Origin of the sequence: Gemella sp. zg-570, from assembly GCF_018866345.1 — a bacterium.
In the GTDB taxonomy this organism is placed as follows: Bacteria; Bacillota; Bacilli; order Staphylococcales; family Gemellaceae; genus Gemelliphila.
Window position 1 is genome coordinate 593,973 of the sequence record NZ_CP076443.1, and the last position, 15,164, is coordinate 609,136.

A 15,164-nucleotide genomic window follows, 5' to 3' on the forward strand; every position below is an offset into this window, starting at 1 on the left:
TTTTTGAAAGGGGGCGTTTTTTGTGGAGTTTAAGGTCGAGAATTTTTTACTTGATGATATTATGCAAAGTAGGCGTGAGTTAGCCGAATATAAGGTTGCTTATCTTAGTTTGCTTAAGGATAATGAGGAGTTGAAAGAGAAGTTGAGAGTTTACGAACAAGAGGAGGTAAAAGAAGATGAAGTTTAATTTGGTTTATTCTTTGCCGCGTTTTTCTAGCGATGGCTTGGTTAATGCTACGATTGTCGCCATTAAGTGCGATGATTTTAATAGCTTACAGCTTACGGTTGAGGGGGATCACAGGGGCAAAAATGACGATGAGCTGGTAGGTCTTGCCCTTGATAGGTTTTATGAGCTGGTTTTCCCTAATAGGGCTAATAATGAAAGGTTTGATAGCTTGCAAAGTGAGCTTGAACAGATTAAGGATAAGTACCTTGGAGAGATAAGGCAAGAGATGGCGACGTTTAACGATATGTTAAAGGCTACTGCTTTAATCTTGAATGAACAGATTGAAGACGAGGAGGAGGAAGAAGACGAGGGGCTAGCAGGTGAGGCTGTGGTAGCTGATGATGGGCTAGAGGGTGCTTTTTCTTCTGATAAGCTAGCAGGCGATGCTGTAGTTGGTAGTCCAGGGGCTGATGTTCCAGGGTCTGATGATAAGCTAGCAAGCGACGGGGGAGTGGCTGATAATGATAAGCTAGCAGGTGATAGTCCAGAAGTTGAGGCTCAAGTTGGAAAAGAGGACACAGCAGAGACTGAGGAAGTAGCCGTTGATAAAGCAGAGGGTGTAAAGGTAGATGCAGGACTTGATGACGATAAAGTAGGCTTTGAAGCTGATAGTGTAAGGTCTGATGAGGATAAAGCAGGGGCTGACGCCCAGCTTGGAAAAGATGACGATTTAAGCCTTGATAGTGCGTCTTCTGCTGTTTCTGGGGTTGATAGTTTAGGCTCTGGTTTGGCAGGCTCTAATGGGGCTAATATTGGCTCTGATGGGGCAGTTGATAATCCAGAAGTTGATAAGGGGGCAGTTGATAGTCCAGAAGTCGATACTCCAGCAAGTGAGCCTTTAGATCATGTTGTAGATATTGAGGATGAAGCGGCAGAAACTGAAAAGGTTGATGATAAAGCAGAGACTGAAAAAGTGGATACTGAAAGAACGGAGGCAGGACTTGCTGATGATAAAGCAGAGACTGAAAAAGTGGATAGTCTAGGATCTGATGCTGAAGTGTCTTCTGCAGGTGATGCTGTGGATCATGAGGTAACTTTTGATGATGAGGAAGTAGAGGGGCAGTAGATGAAGTTAAGACACTTTAGACTTAAATTAAGTAATTTTTTGAAAGGGGGTGGTGCAATGATGATTAATTATTTCGCAATGCAGGTGGAATTAGGTTGGATTACAATAAATCAAGTTCCTAAAAAATGGCGTGCTAAAGTTAGCGAGCTTTTGGAAAAATCAAACCTAGGCAATAAGGAGGCTTAAAAGCTTCTTGTTTGTTAATTTTTTATTATTTTTAGGGGGTATGTATGCTTGAGTTGATAGTAACGGCTTTGACGGTTTTAATTGCTCCTGTTTCTTTGGCAGTCTTAAACCATATTTTAAAGGGTCGTGAGAAGTCTTTAGAGAGGGTGGCGAACAATGTAAGCCGAATAGAGGAGGCAGTAGACAAAACAGCACAAGGCACAAGGGCTATTTTAAGCTATAGGCTTATAAAGGATATGCGAGGGGCTTTACATGCTGGATTTACTACTGTTGATAAGGTGCAAGAGGTAGCCGAACTTTATGAAAGCTATGAGAATTTAGGCGGTAATTCTGTAGTTTCTACCTTATTTATTGAATATAAGAATTTGCCGCTAAAAAGAAAGGGGGGCTAAGATGGATTTTTTAACGCCTTATATTAATGCTGAAATAGTGGCCTTTTGTCTGCTGTTTGGCAATGTTTTAAAAAATAATTTGGGCTTTGTAAATAATAGGTTTATTCCTTTTATTTTGGGGCTTGTTGGGGTTTTGCTTAATATTGGTTTTAAAAATGATGTTAATTTTTTAATCGTTTTAAGTGGTTTTGTGAGTGGTCTTCTTTCGACTTCGCTTCACCAGGGCTATAAGAATTTGATGTCAAACGATGATAAAATACCGAATAAGTAATTTTTAAAGCTTATTGACAAGTTACACATTTTTGTGTATATTGGTTAGTGTGAGATAAAAGGGCTATTTTAAAACAGTCGGCTTTTTTGGATAAATAGCCCTCCCTTACATTAGGAGGTTTTTTTATGTTTGTAGTTTATCCAGCTATTTTTTATAAGGATAAGGAAAGTGAAAGCTTTAATGTGGTTTTCCCTGATTTTGATTATGGAGCAACTTTTGGGCAGGATTTGAAAGAGGCTTTTAAAATGGCACAAGATTATATTTGTTCTTGGTTGTATGATGATTTTATTAAGGGAAATAAGCTTGTTAAGGCTTCTAGTATACATAATATTAAATTAGAAAATGACGGCTTTAGTATTTTAGAAGAAAGTTTTGTAACTTTGGTAAGTGCTGATTTGTTAGAATATGCTAAGAGAACAGAAAATAAAACGGTAAGGCGTAATGTTTCTATACCTAGTTATTTAAACGAATTGGTTAAGGAAAAAAATATTAATGTTAGTCAGATTTTAAAAGAGGCTTTGTTAAAAGAATTATAGGCTAAATTAAAAGAGAGTGTTTAACTCTCTTTTTGTGTGTCTATGTAATATTTATATAGCTTTTCTGCTGTTTTTAGGGTCATGTTTTCTATTTTGCGGTCACCGTTTTTGAAAAATTGCATAGATGATATGGCTAGCCCTGTTTTTTTTGATATTTTATAAGCTGTGTTTTCTTGTAAAACTTGGTTTATAATTTTGTATACTTCTTGCATGGTTTTTTACCTCTATTTAAAAAATAATATGTATATTTGTAATATTAAAGTTATTAGTAAAATAACGAATGTTATTTTTTGGATTATATTTTTTTTCATGGTATAATAAACGATGTTCCTACTTTAGCCTTTCGGCTAAAGTGGTTCACTTAAAAAAGTTTATTAGAGCAGTTATTAAATTGATTATAGCTATTATGAAATTAATAGTTATTATGGTATTATCTTTTTTTGACTGTTCTTTTCTTTTTCTAAGTCTTTTTTTGTTCATCGTTTTCCCTCCTTTCTTTATATTATAATTATACATCAAAAGAGATATATTGTCAAGAGTTTTTAGAGAATTTTTTTAAAAAATTTGACAAAATATTTTAACGCATAATAAACAAGCCTAAGGGTTTATTTTTTTAAACAAAATTAAGTATGAATATATTTCCGGGTAATTAATTTATGAAAATAATTAAATTTTATTGATTTTTATTTGGGAAAATGGTATATTTAATTAAACAGAGGAGGTTTTTACTATGGATAAAAATGCAAAGTTACATTTTTTAAATGGTATTTTATTAGCTTTTAATTTTAATTTTTTTAAAGTAGGTAAACCTAATTTTAAAACACATTTAGATGATAAAAAAAATTTAGAAAATGATTTTAATAATATTAGTAAAGATTTTTTGGGAGTAACTAATGACTTCAAAGAAAGATATTGCTAAAAATAATGATATAAATAAAATTCAAAAACAAATAGAGGCATTATCAAAAAAAGATAAATTATTACTTTTACAAAAAATAGAGATAACTGAAGAATATAGTGGGATGTTACCACCACCAGCAATGCTAAAGGAGTTTGACAATATAATTCCTAATGGTGCTGATAGATTGATGAAATTGTTAGAGGTAGAAGTTAAAGAACGCCATGAAAATAATAAAATTTATTTAAAGTATACTAGTGTGGGCTTGTATTTGGCTTTTGCTTTAGCTATAGGTGCATTTATAGGTGGTTTTTATTTGGCAGTTAAAGGAAATAATATAGGGGCTGCTATTTTAATTGGTTCTGTTTTATCTGGAGTGATAATTTCTTTTATAAAGGGTAAATAATATAATATAAATTAAAAGAGAGTGTTTTAACTCTCTTTTTGTGTGTCTATGTAATATTTATATAGCTTTTCTGCTGTTTTTAGGGTCATGTTTTCTATTTTGCGCTCGCCTGTTATGTATTTTTGGAGCATGTTTATGTTTAAGTTTGTAGCTTTTCCTATTTGGTAGGCTGTTATTTGACCGTTTAGTAATTTTTCTATGTGGTGTTGTATAATCATTTTTTTACCTCCTGAATATTTTATGTTGTGTGGGCTTGTATTTTTTATTTGTCCATGTTATAATTAAGCAAGATATAAGGAGGGGATTTTTCCCCAGCCTTATTATTTTAAAAATTTTTCAAACAACTCTACTAAAATTTTTAATATCTGTAAGGTGCAATATACTATATTAATTTTTATTAGTAGGGTTGAAATTTTTTTTTGTTTTTTCTTGCTCATTTTCTCACCTCCTTATGTTTATATTATACTCTAAAAAGAGGTTAAAGTCAAGAGTTTTATGAGAATTTTTTTTAAAAATTTGACAAAATATTTTAATTTTGTTAATATGATTTTAGAGATAAAAACCAATCCTTAGTGATTTAACCTATCTCTTTCTAAAACACTAATGTTAGTAAATCTATAGTGATATAGAAGTGTAATAGAAGCACGTTACACTGCTTGGCAGAGCTTAATAACTGTTCCTTTGCGATAAGCCTAAAAAGCACAACATAGGGAGTTAGTTTTAATAACTAATCGATTACTCCGTTCGGTAGTTTTTAACCGTTCCGTGCTTTGTATAACAGGGGTACGTTATACTGCCTACCACAGGCTTTGTGAGTGGTCTTTTAGTAGTGAGCGAAAAGAGAGTTAGCTATTCGTTATTTTGGCTTACTTTTGTAAGGCAATTTTATTTTAAAAAGTAAATTTATAAGTTAATTTTAAGTCAATTTTTGGTTGGCTTTTTTATTTTGAAAGGAGTTTTTTTTATGGTAACACAGACAGAAGCGATTAGTTGGGTAAAAAGTAAGATAGGGGGGCGTACTGATTTTGACGGTTGGTATGGTTCTCAGTGTGTGGATTTGATTATGGCTTATGTTTATGATAATTGGGGCGGTAAAGTTCACGGTAATGCTATTAATTATGTTAATAATGCTTTGCCAGCTGGTTTTAGGCGTTTTAAAAAGGGTGAGGTTACTATTCAACCAGGTGATATTGTGGTATGGAATATTACTTTACCTTGGGGGCATATTGGCATTTGTACGGCTGTAAATGGAGGTTTGCTTACTTGTGTTGAGCAAAATGTAGACGGCAACGCAGACGCTTTGACAAAGGGAGGCCCTGCAAGGGTTGTTAATAGGTATGATGGCTTGGTTGCCGCTATTATTAGGCCACCTTATGATGTTGATGGTGCAAATGATAGGGAGTGGACAAGGGTTCCTGAGAGTTGGCATTTTACGGTTACGGCTGGGTCTTTAAATGTTAGAAATGAGCCTAGGCTTGATTGTGAAGTGGTGGCTGTTTATAAAAGGGGTCAAGTTATTAATTATGATAGTTATTGCATAGCTAATGGTTATGTGTGGGTTTCTTATGTTTCTTCTAGTGGTAAGCGTAGGTTTGTTGCGACTGGTACTTTTAGGGATAATAAAAACCAAATGGAATTTGGCCATTTTAGATAGTTTAAGGGAGCTTATTTGCTCCCTTTTTTTGTTTGTTTGTAGTAGTTGTATAGTTTTTCTGCTGTGGCTAGTGTCATGTTGTCTATTTTGTTAATACCGTTTTTGTAGCGTTGTATTGTTGTTGGGTTTAGGTTTAGACTTTTAGCTATTGTGTAGGCTGTAATATTGCTGTTTAGTAGTTTTTCTATTTCTTTTTTCATGTTTTATTCTCCTTTTTTATTCTCCTTGTTTTTTAGGTATAGACTTATTATAAATTTTACTAATGCTAATATTATAAAAAATATTCCTAGTTTTAATATCATTTTGTTTACTTTAACTTGAAATTTGTTATAATTATAGGTAAGGGGATTTCTCCCCTTAATCTTAATTTATTAATTTTGATATTAATATTAAGATTATACCTATAATTAAGTCTATCAGTGCGTCTAATAGTAGTTTTTCCCACTGTATAGGCTTTTTATTTTGTTTAGGTTTCAAGCTTTATTGCTCCTTTCTTTATTTTTTAGTAAAGTTTTTATCAACTTTACATATATTATTATACACAATATTGTCTGTTTTGTCAAGTGTTTTTTATGATTTTTTTAATATTTTACATAAATAAAGTGTATAGAAAAAGAGAAAAAGTATTAAAAAAGAGAAAAAAATATTGGCAAGAACAATATAATATTGTATAATATTATTATCAAGCTAGAAAGGTGTTAAAAGCTTGAAAAAGTGGGATGAAAAAATCGACGAAATCAAAGACTTCATCGACAAGTTGGTTTTGTTGGTATTATCACTTGGAACTTTAGCTAGTTTGATTAAGTGGATAATACAAACATTATTAAAATAATTATATAGGGGCGAAAGCCCCTAATAATTGAATTATAACATTTTTTTAAGTTTATAACAAGAGGTATGAAAGATTTATTTTTAAATATTGGTGGTTTAATTGTAAAAATACTTATTTTATGTGTTACTATATATGTTTTTTATAAAATGTTAGTATAGCTATATATATTTGAACTTAAGGAGGTGAAGATTTTGGAAAAATTAACGTTAAAGATGCTAAGGGTTAAGTTTAATTTGTCGCAAGATGAAGTGGCTGGGCGTTTGAATATATCCGCTGCGACTTGGAGCAAGTGGGAAAGAGCTATTAATTTCCCTAGTGTACCAGATATTAAAAAAATAGAAAAACTTTTTAATATCACTTATGCTGATATTGATTTTAAAATATAAATTAGCCTTAGTTTATTTTTTTACTGATTATTATTTATGAATAGTTTACGCAATTAAAAGGAGCATTAGCTCCTTTTTTTATTTTGGCTATTTTTATAAAAAAAGATGAAAAAATATTTCATGGGGTGTTTTTATTTTTCTATATAAAATTTTGGCAAGTTTATACTTTTTATCATAGCCAACCTATATTTTAAATTATTTATTAAACTCACTATATATTGTTCTAATAGTATGCTCATAATCTGAATTATGAACTCCTACTATAATATTTATTTCATCACTTGTTTGAGATATAACTATTACATTTATTCCTGCTTTACCAAGAGCTGAAAATAGTCTGCCTGAAGTACCGATTTTGTTTTTCATTTGTGAACCGACTGTCGCTATTAGCGATATTTCATTCATTACTGTTATTTCATCTGCATTTGTAATTTTTTTAAGTTTAGCAATTAGTTCATGAATAAAAGGCTTAATATCTTCAGTTGCTACAATAACTGAAAAAGAGTCTATTCCACTAGGTATATGCTCAATACTTACATTATATTCTTCAAAAATTATCAAAGTTTTACTTATTAGACCAATTTCATTTGACATATGATTTTTCTTTATTGTAATTATAGAAAAATCTTTTTTACCAGCTATACCTGTAATTACATTATTGGTTTCATCTTTACTGTTTTTTATAATAGTTCCTTTATTAGTTGGATTGTTGGTATTTAATATTTGAATAGGAATATCCTTATCCTTTACAGGAAAAATAGCTTCTTCATGAAGAACACTAGCTCCCATATATGACAACTCACGCAATTCTGTATAATTTATTAAATCAATTTCCTTTGGGTTATCAACTATTCTTGGGTCTGCCATTAGGACACCAGAAACATCAGTCCAATTTTCATAGACTTCAGCATTAGACACATTAGCAATAATTGCCCCAGTAACATCTCCGCCACCCCTTGACATTATTTTTATTTCTCCACTAGGAAGAGAACCATAAAAACCAGGTATAAGTAACTTAGAATTATTTTTTATTATTTCATCAAATTTATTTTGAGTTTTTTCATAATTTACACTTCCATTATAATTGAAGAAAATTAAATCTTTAGCATCTACAAATTTATAGTCCAGATATTCAGCCATTAATAAAGCTGTAAGATACTCACCTCTACTAACTAAATAGTCTTCATCTATATATTTTACTAACTCTTTTTCAAGCTTATCTAATTCTTTTTCAATATCAAAATTAATATTCAAATTATTTCTAATTTCTATAAATCTTTTTCTTATTATAGAATAAATATTTTCACAATTTATATTATATTTTATGTGAGCATAACACAAATACAGTAAATCTGTTATCTTATTATCTTCCTTATGAGCCTTGCCAGCCGCACTAACTACAACAAATTTTCTTGACTTATCACTTACTACAATTTCTTTTACTTTTTTAAATTGCTCCGAACTTGCAACTGAGCTACCACCAAATTTAGAAACTTTAACCATAATAACTCCTTTTAATAATAATTTATAAATATTATATCACTATAGAAATTTTTATCAATAGAATAAAATAAAAAAGCAAAGAAGTCTTTATAACTATCTTAACTTTTTAAATTTTATATTTAATTAATATAGTATTAAAAATTTATGTTCGAAATAAAAAATTAATTTATTTACTTAAAATAAATAAGTGATTAAAAATTATTTATTTTTATAAATCCAATGTCTTTTTGTCAATTTATCACCTTCATTAACAATATTTTCTAATATTCCACCAGATGCAAGAATAGTTTTTTCAGAAGCTATATTTTCACTATCACAAGTTACCAATATTTTGTCTAATTTTAAATTATCAAAAGAAAATTCCAAGCATTTCTTCATCATTAATTTAGCATAACCCTTTCTTCTTTCGTCATGACGAACACTATATCCAATATGACCACCGAAATTAAATAAATAATCATTAAGCTCGTGTCTTAAATTTATAATGCCCACAATTTTATTTTCTATTATTAATACAAATGTATTCGCAGGCACAAAATCTTTATTTAATAAAGTTTCTTTCTTAGTAGCTAGTTTAACTTCTTTAATCCAGTTTTCAATATTATCACTATCTTTAAGACCAGCAGCACCATGTATATGGTCTGAATACTTTAAAATATGGTTTTTGTATTTCAAAATTAATTCAATATCAGAATATTCTATTTCTCTAAATTCCATAAAATTCTCCTTTATAAACTTAAAATTTAATTAATTATACCATAAAAAATATTTTGATGATAAATTATATAGAAAAAAATAGTAAATTATATAATTAAGTTAGCCAGTAGTACAAAAAAAGCATCTCATAGGATATACTTTTAGTAACTACAAAAAAAGGATACCAAGAGATGCAAGAACATTATAACACAAAAGGCAAACACATTACAGAAAAAGAGCGTTATTTAATTGAAAAATGGAAAAAAGAAGGAAAAAGTAACCGAGAAATCGCTAGATTATTAGGCAAAAATCACCAAACTATTAATAACGAAATTAAACGCGGACTGATTGATTTATCTTTTCATGGTGGCACTAAAGAATACTCTGCTCAAAAAGCACAGAATGATTATAATCATTTACGTTTAGCCGTAGGTAGAACGGATACGTGGACTGTAGAAAAAGAAAATGTAATCAGAGAAAAAATTATGGATAAATATTCCCCTGAAATGATTAGTCAATTACCAGATATGCCGTCTTTTACGACAATTTACACATGGATATATAAAGGATGGATAGCAGGTATTTCACGTAAACATCTGATTTACCCTAGAAAAACTAAACCAATAAAATCAAATGAAAAACGACCACCAAGAAAAACGAATGCCCTCTCTATTGAACAGCGACCACAAGAGATTAACGAACGAAAAGAAATTGGGCATTTTGAAATTGATTTAGTCATTTTAAACAAGAAACGTGGACAACAGTTATTGACATTAACAGACAGAAAAACACGCTATGAAATCATTCGTCTTATTCCTGATAAAACGGCCCAAAGTGTGAATACCGCTTTGACGTCTATTCAACAAGACTATTTAATTCGCTCTTTAACAGCTGATAATGGTTCTGAATTTTTAAGACTAGACGAAGCCATCACTTGTCCTATTTATTACGCACATCCGTTTTCTTCTTATGAACGAGGTAGTAACGAAAATGCAAATCGATTGATTAGACGATGGTTCCCAAAAGGCACAACAACCGTTACTCCTAACGAAGTAACGGCTGTTGAACAATGGATAAATCGTTATCCACGTAAATTATTTAATTATGTATGTCCTTATGACTTGCCTGAGGTGCCTAACTTACTATTGTAATTTGCGATATAGAAAAAAATTAAATAAAAAACCAAAAAACACTTGACAAGAAACAAAAACAAATGCTAGAATAAAAAAGTCCTAAAAGACCAACAATTCATAGAAAAAAACAAGCAAAAGTTCATAAAATAAAAAATGCTTTTAAACAATTTTAAAAACATTTAAAAAATTTTTAAAAAAACCCAAAAAAGAACTTGACAAAGAAAAAATAGAATGATAGAATATAAAAGCTGTAAAAAAAGCAGCAACTTGAACATTGAAAACTAAAAGAAAAAGTCAACGTTAATTCCAAAAAAAGTTAAAAAAGACAACAAAAAACTTTAAAAGAGCTAATCAAACAAACAAATAAAATTTGGAGAGTTTGATCCTGGCTCAGGACGAACGCTGGCGGCGTGCCTAATACATGCAAGTCGAGCGAAAAGATGTAGGAGCTTTGCACCAACAACTTTTAGCGGCGAACGGGTGAGTAACACGTAAAGAACCTGCCTCATAGACTGGGACAACTACTGGAAACGGTAGCTAATACCGGATAAGATTAAAATCGCATGAAGAAAAATTAAAAGTCGGAGAAAACTGACACTATGAGATGGCTTTGCGCTGCATTAGCTAGTTGGTAGGGTAAAAGCCTACCAAGGCGACGATGCATAGCCGACCTGAGAGGGTGATCGGCCACACTGGGACTGAGACACGGCCCAGACTCCTACGGGAGGCAGCAGTAGGGAATCTTCCGCAATGGACGAAAGTCTGACGGAGCAACGCCGCGTGAGTGAAGAAGGATTTCGGTTCGTAAAACTCTGTTGTTAGGGAAGAATGACTGTATAGTAACTATATACAGTAGAGACGGTACCTAACCAGAAAGCCACGGCTAACTACGTGCCAGCAGCCGCGGTAATACGTAGGTGGCAAGCGTTGTCCGGAATTATTGGGCGTAAAGCGCGCGCAGGTGGTTTAATAAGTCTGATGTGAAAGCCCACGGCTCAACCGTGGAAGGTCATTGGAAACTGTTAAACTTGAGTGCAGGAGAGAAAAGTGGAATTCCTAGTGTAGCGGTGAAATGCGTAGAGATTAGGAGGAACACCAGTGGCGAAGGCGGCTTTTTGGCCTGCAACTGACACTGAGGCGCGAAAGCGTGGGGAGCAAACAGGATTAGATACCCTGGTAGTCCACGCCGTAAACGATGAGTGCTAAGTGTTGGAGTCAAAAGACTTCAGTGCTGCAGCTAAGGCATTAAGCACTCCGCCTGGGGAGTACGGTCGCAAGACTGAAACTCAAAGGAATTGACGGGGACCCGCACAAGTGGTGGAGTATGTGGTTTAATTCGAAGCAACGCGAAGAACCTTACCAAGTCTTGACATACAGTGAAGAGATAAGAGATTAAATTGTTATTGCCTATGGTAATACACTGATACAGGTGGTGCATGGTTGTCGTCAGCTCGTGTCGTGAGATGTTGGGTTAAGTCCCGCAACGAGCGCAACCCTTATAACTAGTTGCCAGCAGTAAGATGGGGACTCTAGATAGACTGCCAGTGACAAACTGGAGGAAGGTGGGGATGACGTCAAATCATCATGCCCCTTATGACTTGGGCTACACACGTACTACAATGGATAAGAACAAAGAGAAGCGACCTTGTAAAAGCAAGCCAACCTCACAAAACTATTCTCAGTTCGGATTGTAGTCTGCAACTCGACTACATGAAGCTGGAATCGCTAGTAATCGCGGATCAGAATGTCGCGGTGAATACGTTCCCGGGTCTTGTACACACCGCCCGTCACACCACGAGAGTTTATAACACCCGAAGACGGTGGCCTAACCGCAAGGAGGGAGCCGGTCACGGTGGGGTAGATGATTGGGGTGAAGTCGTAACAAGGTAGCCGTATCGGAAGGTGCGGCTGGATCACCTCCTTTCTAAGGAAAAAGGAAAAACATTGACAATTTCTTTTAGTTTTGAGTGTTCAAACACTCAAGCACAATGAAAACAGAATATATATTATAAAGAAGATTTACAAGAGAAAAACCGAGAAAAAGAGTTCAAGGAAAAAACGAAGCCAAAGCTACACGATTAAGTAGAAAAGAGCACACGGAGAATGCCTTGGCACTAGGAGCCGAAGAAGGACGTGACAAACGACGAAACGCTACGGGAAGACGTAAGTAATCAAAGATCCGTAGATATCCGAATGGGGCAACCCGGCAGAAATAAAAAGCTGTCACCCGAAAGGGAGGTAACGCAGAGAACTGAAACATCTAAGTACCTGCAGGAAAAGAAAGAAAAATCGATTTCCTAAGTAGCGGCGAGCGAAAAGGAAAAAGCCCAAACCCTAAAGCATGCTTTAGGGGGTTGTAGGACTATCAACAAATTGGAGAAAAGCCATAGTCAAATCGCATGGGAAGGCGAGCCAAAGAAGGTAAAAGCCCTGTAGACGAAATGGCAAATTGAAAAGAGATAGAACCTGAGTACAGCGGAACACGAGAAATTCCGTTGGAAACAGCCAGGACCATCTGGCAAGGCTAAATACTACCTAGTGACCGATAGTGAACCAGTACCGTGAGGGAAAGGTGAAAAGAACCCCGGGAGGGGAGTGAAAAAGAACCTGAAACCGTGTGCTTACAACTAGTCAGAGCACTATATAAGTGTGATGGCGTGCCTTTTGTAGAATGAACCGGCGAGTTACTCTATCATGCAAGGTTAAGTGGAAGACATGGAGCCGAAGCGAAAGCGAGTCTTAAAAGGGCGAAATAGTATGATGGAGTAGACCCGAAACCAAGTGATCTACCCATGGCCAGGTTGAAGTTTAGGTAACACTGAATGGAGGACCGAACCAGGACACGTTGAAAAGTGTTTGGATGAGCTGTGGGTAGGGGAGAAATTCCAATCGAACTTGGAAATAGCTGGTTCTCTCCGAAATAGCTTTAGGGCTAGCCTCGTTAGAAGTTTATTGGAGGTAGAGCACTATTTGGACTAGGGGCCCATCCCGGGTTACCGAATTCAGATAAACTCCGAATGCCAAATAAATATAAACGGGAGTCAGACTGCGGGTGATAAGGTTCGTAGTCAAAAGGGAAACAGCCCAGACCGCCAGCTAAGGTCCCAAATTGTATGTTAAGTGGAAAAGGATGTGATGATGCACAGACAACCAGGATGTTGGCTTAGAAGCAGCCACCATTTAAAGAGTGCGTAATAGCTCACTGGTCGAGTGACATTGCGCCGAAAATGTACCGGGGCTAAACAAACAACCGAAGCTGCGGATATAACTAATGTTATATGGTAGGAGAGCGTTCTAACAGCGGTGAAGCCGAACTGGAAGGTGAGGTGGAGCGGTTAGAAGTGAGAATGCCGGTGTGAGTAGCGAAAGATAGGTGAGAATCCTATCCACCGAAAGACTAAGGTTTCCAGGGGAAGGCTCGTCCGCCCTGGGTAAGTCGGGACCTAAGGTGAATCCGAAAGGAAAAGCCGATGGACAACAGGTAGAAATTCCTGTACCACCAAATATCAATTGAGAGAAGTGGGGACAGAGGAGGTTAAGCAATCGTACTGATGGAATAGTACGTCTAAGCGCAAAGTGAGCGAGGTAGGAAAAACCGCCAAGCATAATCATGAAGCGTTAAGGGGAGCGAAAACAAGTAGCGAAGTTGCTAAAACCAAACTCTCAAGAAAAGCCGCTATCGAGATAAGAGGTGCCCGTACCGCAAACCGACACAGGTAGTTGGGAAGAGAATTCTAAGGTGAGCGAGAGAACCATCGTTAAGGAACTCGGCAAAATGACCCCGTAACTTAGGGAGAAGGGGAGCCACAGAGATGTGGTCGCAGTGAATAGGCCCAAGCGACTGTTTATCAAAAACACAGGTCTCTGCAAAACCGCAAGGTGAAGTATAGGGGCTGACGCCTGCCCGGTGCTGGAAGGTTAAGAGGAGTGCTTAGCGCAAGCGAAGGTATGAATTGAAGCCCCAGTAAACGGCGGCCGTAACTATAACGGTCCTAAGGTAGCGAAATTCCTTGTCGGGTAAGTTCCGACCCGCACGAAAGGCGTAACGATTTGGGCACTGTCTCAACGATGGACTCGGTGAAATCATAGTACCTGTGAAGATGCAGGTTACCCGCGACAGGACGGAAAGACCCCATGGAGCTTTACTGTAGCTTGATATTGAATTTTGATGCAGTATGTACAGGATAGGTAGGAGCCTAGGAGACGTGCACGCCAGTGTACGAGGAGGCGATGTTGGGATACTACCCTTGCTGTATTGGAATTCTAACCTAGAGAATAGAAAACTCAGAGACAGTGTCAGGTAGGCAGTTTGACTGGGGCGGTCGCCTCCTAAAGAGTAACGGAGGCGTTCAAAGGTTCCCTCAGAATGGTTGGAAATCATTTAGAGAGTGTAAAGGCACAAGGGAGCTTGACTGTGAGACAGACAAGTCGAGCAGGTGCGAAAGCAGGACTTAGTGATCCGGTGGTACCGAATGGAAGGGCCATCGCTCAACGGATAAAAGCTACCCTGGGGATAACAGGCTTATCTCCCCCAAGAGTCCACATCGACGGGGAGGTTTGGCACCTCGATGTCGGCTCATCGCATCCTGGGGCTGTAGTCGGTCCCAAGGGTTGGGCTGTTCGCCCATTAAAGCGGTACGCGAGCTGGGTTCAGAACGTCGTGAGACAGTTCGGTCCCTATCCGTCGTGGGCGTAGGAAATTTGAGAGGAGCTGTCCTTAGTACGAGAGGACCGGGATGGACGTATCAATGGTGTACCAGTTGTTGCGCCAGTGGCATAGCTGGGTAGCTAAATACGGACGGGATAAGAGCTGAAAGCATCTAAGCATGAAGCCCCCCTCAAGATGAGATTTCCCACGTAGTATAAGACCCCTTGAAGACGACAAGGAGAATAGGTTAGGAGTGTAAGTGTGGTAACACATTGAGCTGACTAAAACTAATAGGTCGAAGACTTAATCAAGTAAGTTTTGGAATTGACAA

General features: G+C 35.8%; 18 protein-coding genes and 2 rRNA genes. 14 read left to right on the plus strand and 6 right to left on the minus strand.

The features are described 5' to 3' along the window. Positions 1-22: 22 nt before the first annotated feature. The 6 genes from KMP11_RS03080 (at position 23) to KMP11_RS03105 (ending at position 2,677) form a co-directional block, all read left to right on the plus strand. Positions 23-187 (plus strand): hypothetical protein, encoded by a 165-nt coding sequence (locus tag KMP11_RS03080; RefSeq protein ID WP_215756885.1) that lies wholly within the window; start codon positions 23-25, stop codon positions 185-187. Beyond that, the gene (locus KMP11_RS03085; protein ID WP_216280084.1) at positions 177-1,292 is read left to right on the plus strand and encodes a DUF1366 domain-containing protein; all 1,116 of its coding nucleotides are present in this window, start codon (positions 177-179) and stop codon (positions 1,290-1,292) included. The genes KMP11_RS03080 and KMP11_RS03085 overlap by 11 nt, the downstream gene beginning before the upstream one ends. After that, positions 1,293-1,478, plus strand: coding sequence for a hypothetical protein (locus KMP11_RS03090; RefSeq protein WP_215756887.1), 186 nt, complete (start codon positions 1,293-1,295; stop codon positions 1,476-1,478). 44 nt (positions 1,479-1,522) lie between these two features. Then, positions 1,523-1,870, plus strand: a complete 348-nt coding sequence (locus tag KMP11_RS03095; protein ID WP_216280085.1) for a hypothetical protein — start codon at positions 1,523-1,525, stop codon at positions 1,868-1,870. Position 1,871: 1 nt separating this feature from the next. Next, positions 1,872-2,141, plus strand: a complete 270-nt coding sequence (locus KMP11_RS03100) for a phage holin family protein (protein WP_216280086.1) — start codon at positions 1,872-1,874, stop codon at positions 2,139-2,141. A gap of 125 nt (positions 2,142-2,266) precedes the next feature. Continuing rightward, entirely contained in the window at positions 2,267-2,677 is a 411-nt protein-coding gene (locus KMP11_RS03105) for a type II toxin-antitoxin system HicB family antitoxin (RefSeq protein ID WP_215756890.1), read from the plus strand. A gap of 20 nt (positions 2,678-2,697) precedes the next feature. On the opposite strand, the gene KMP11_RS03110 is transcribed toward KMP11_RS03105, so the two are convergent. Together KMP11_RS03110 and KMP11_RS07830 are read right to left on the minus strand one after the other, a co-directional pair. After that, positions 2,698-2,889, minus strand: a complete 192-nt coding sequence (locus KMP11_RS03110) for a hypothetical protein (RefSeq protein ID WP_215756891.1) — start codon at positions 2,887-2,889, stop codon at positions 2,698-2,700. A gap of 145 nt (positions 2,890-3,034) precedes the next feature. Beyond that, the gene (locus tag KMP11_RS07830; protein ID WP_256442630.1) at positions 3,035-3,157 is read right to left on the minus strand and encodes a hypothetical protein; all 123 of its coding nucleotides are present in this window, start codon (positions 3,155-3,157) and stop codon (positions 3,035-3,037) included. A 250-nt stretch (positions 3,158-3,407) separates the two neighbouring features. Here KMP11_RS07830 and KMP11_RS03115 point away from each other — a divergent pair, with 250 nt between their 5' ends. Together KMP11_RS03115 and KMP11_RS03120 are read left to right on the plus strand one after the other, a co-directional pair. Beyond that, positions 3,408-3,596, plus strand: a complete 189-nt coding sequence (locus tag KMP11_RS03115) for a hypothetical protein (RefSeq protein ID WP_215756892.1) — start codon at positions 3,408-3,410, stop codon at positions 3,594-3,596. After that, entirely contained in the window at positions 3,571-3,981 is a 411-nt protein-coding gene (locus KMP11_RS03120) for a DUF2335 domain-containing protein (RefSeq protein WP_216280087.1), read from the plus strand. Before KMP11_RS03115 ends, KMP11_RS03120 begins: the two co-directional genes overlap by 26 nt. Before the next feature lie 26 nt (positions 3,982-4,007). On the opposite strand, the gene KMP11_RS03125 is transcribed toward KMP11_RS03120, so the two are convergent. Continuing rightward, the gene (locus tag KMP11_RS03125; RefSeq protein WP_216280088.1) at positions 4,008-4,199 is read right to left on the minus strand and encodes a hypothetical protein; all 192 of its coding nucleotides are present in this window, start codon (positions 4,197-4,199) and stop codon (positions 4,008-4,010) included. 746 nt (positions 4,200-4,945) lie between these two features. On the opposite strand from KMP11_RS03125, the gene KMP11_RS03130 reads away from it, so the two are divergent. Beyond that, positions 4,946-5,635 carry an SH3 domain-containing protein gene (locus tag KMP11_RS03130; protein ID WP_216279632.1) on the plus strand — a complete coding sequence of 230 codons (690 nt, stop codon included), beginning with the start codon at positions 4,946-4,948 and terminating at the stop codon, positions 5,633-5,635. Positions 5,636-5,646: 11 nt separating this feature from the next. Here KMP11_RS03130 and KMP11_RS03135 read toward each other — a convergent pair whose 3' ends face one another. Further along, entirely contained in the window at positions 5,647-5,835 is a 189-nt protein-coding gene (locus KMP11_RS03135) for an XRE family transcriptional regulator (protein WP_216280089.1), read from the minus strand. 506 nt (positions 5,836-6,341) lie between these two features. Between KMP11_RS03135 and KMP11_RS07835 the strand changes: the two genes are divergently transcribed. Continuing rightward, entirely contained in the window at positions 6,342-6,467 is a 126-nt protein-coding gene (locus KMP11_RS07835) for a hypothetical protein (RefSeq protein ID WP_256444862.1), read from the plus strand. Between the two features lie 191 nt (positions 6,468-6,658). Next, entirely contained in the window at positions 6,659-6,853 is a 195-nt protein-coding gene (locus KMP11_RS03140; protein WP_216279631.1) for a helix-turn-helix domain-containing protein, read from the plus strand. A 195-nt stretch (positions 6,854-7,048) separates the two neighbouring features. Here KMP11_RS03140 and KMP11_RS03145 read toward each other — a convergent pair whose 3' ends face one another. Together KMP11_RS03145 and KMP11_RS03150 are read right to left on the minus strand one after the other, a co-directional pair. Next, positions 7,049-8,356, minus strand: a complete 1,308-nt coding sequence (locus KMP11_RS03145; protein WP_215757051.1) for an aspartate kinase — start codon at positions 8,354-8,356, stop codon at positions 7,049-7,051. 198 nt (positions 8,357-8,554) lie between these two features. After that, on the minus strand, positions 8,555-9,073 hold the full coding sequence (locus KMP11_RS03150) for a GNAT family N-acetyltransferase (RefSeq protein WP_215757050.1): 519 nt from the start codon (positions 9,071-9,073) through the stop codon (positions 8,555-8,557). Between the two features lie 170 nt (positions 9,074-9,243). On the opposite strand from KMP11_RS03150, the gene KMP11_RS03155 reads away from it, so the two are divergent. The 3 genes from KMP11_RS03155 (at position 9,244) to KMP11_RS03165 (ending at position 15,144) form a co-directional block, all read left to right on the plus strand. Next, positions 9,244-10,203, plus strand: coding sequence for an IS30 family transposase (locus tag KMP11_RS03155; protein WP_216280090.1), 960 nt, complete (start codon positions 9,244-9,246; stop codon positions 10,201-10,203). Between the two features lie 349 nt (positions 10,204-10,552). Continuing rightward, positions 10,553-12,109 (plus strand): 16S ribosomal RNA (locus tag KMP11_RS03160). A 152-nt stretch (positions 12,110-12,261) separates the two neighbouring features. Continuing rightward, a 23S ribosomal RNA gene (locus KMP11_RS03165) occupies positions 12,262-15,144 on the plus strand. Together the 16S and 23S rRNA genes form the textbook arrangement of a ribosomal RNA operon. The last annotated feature ends 20 nt before the right edge of the window (positions 15,145-15,164 follow it).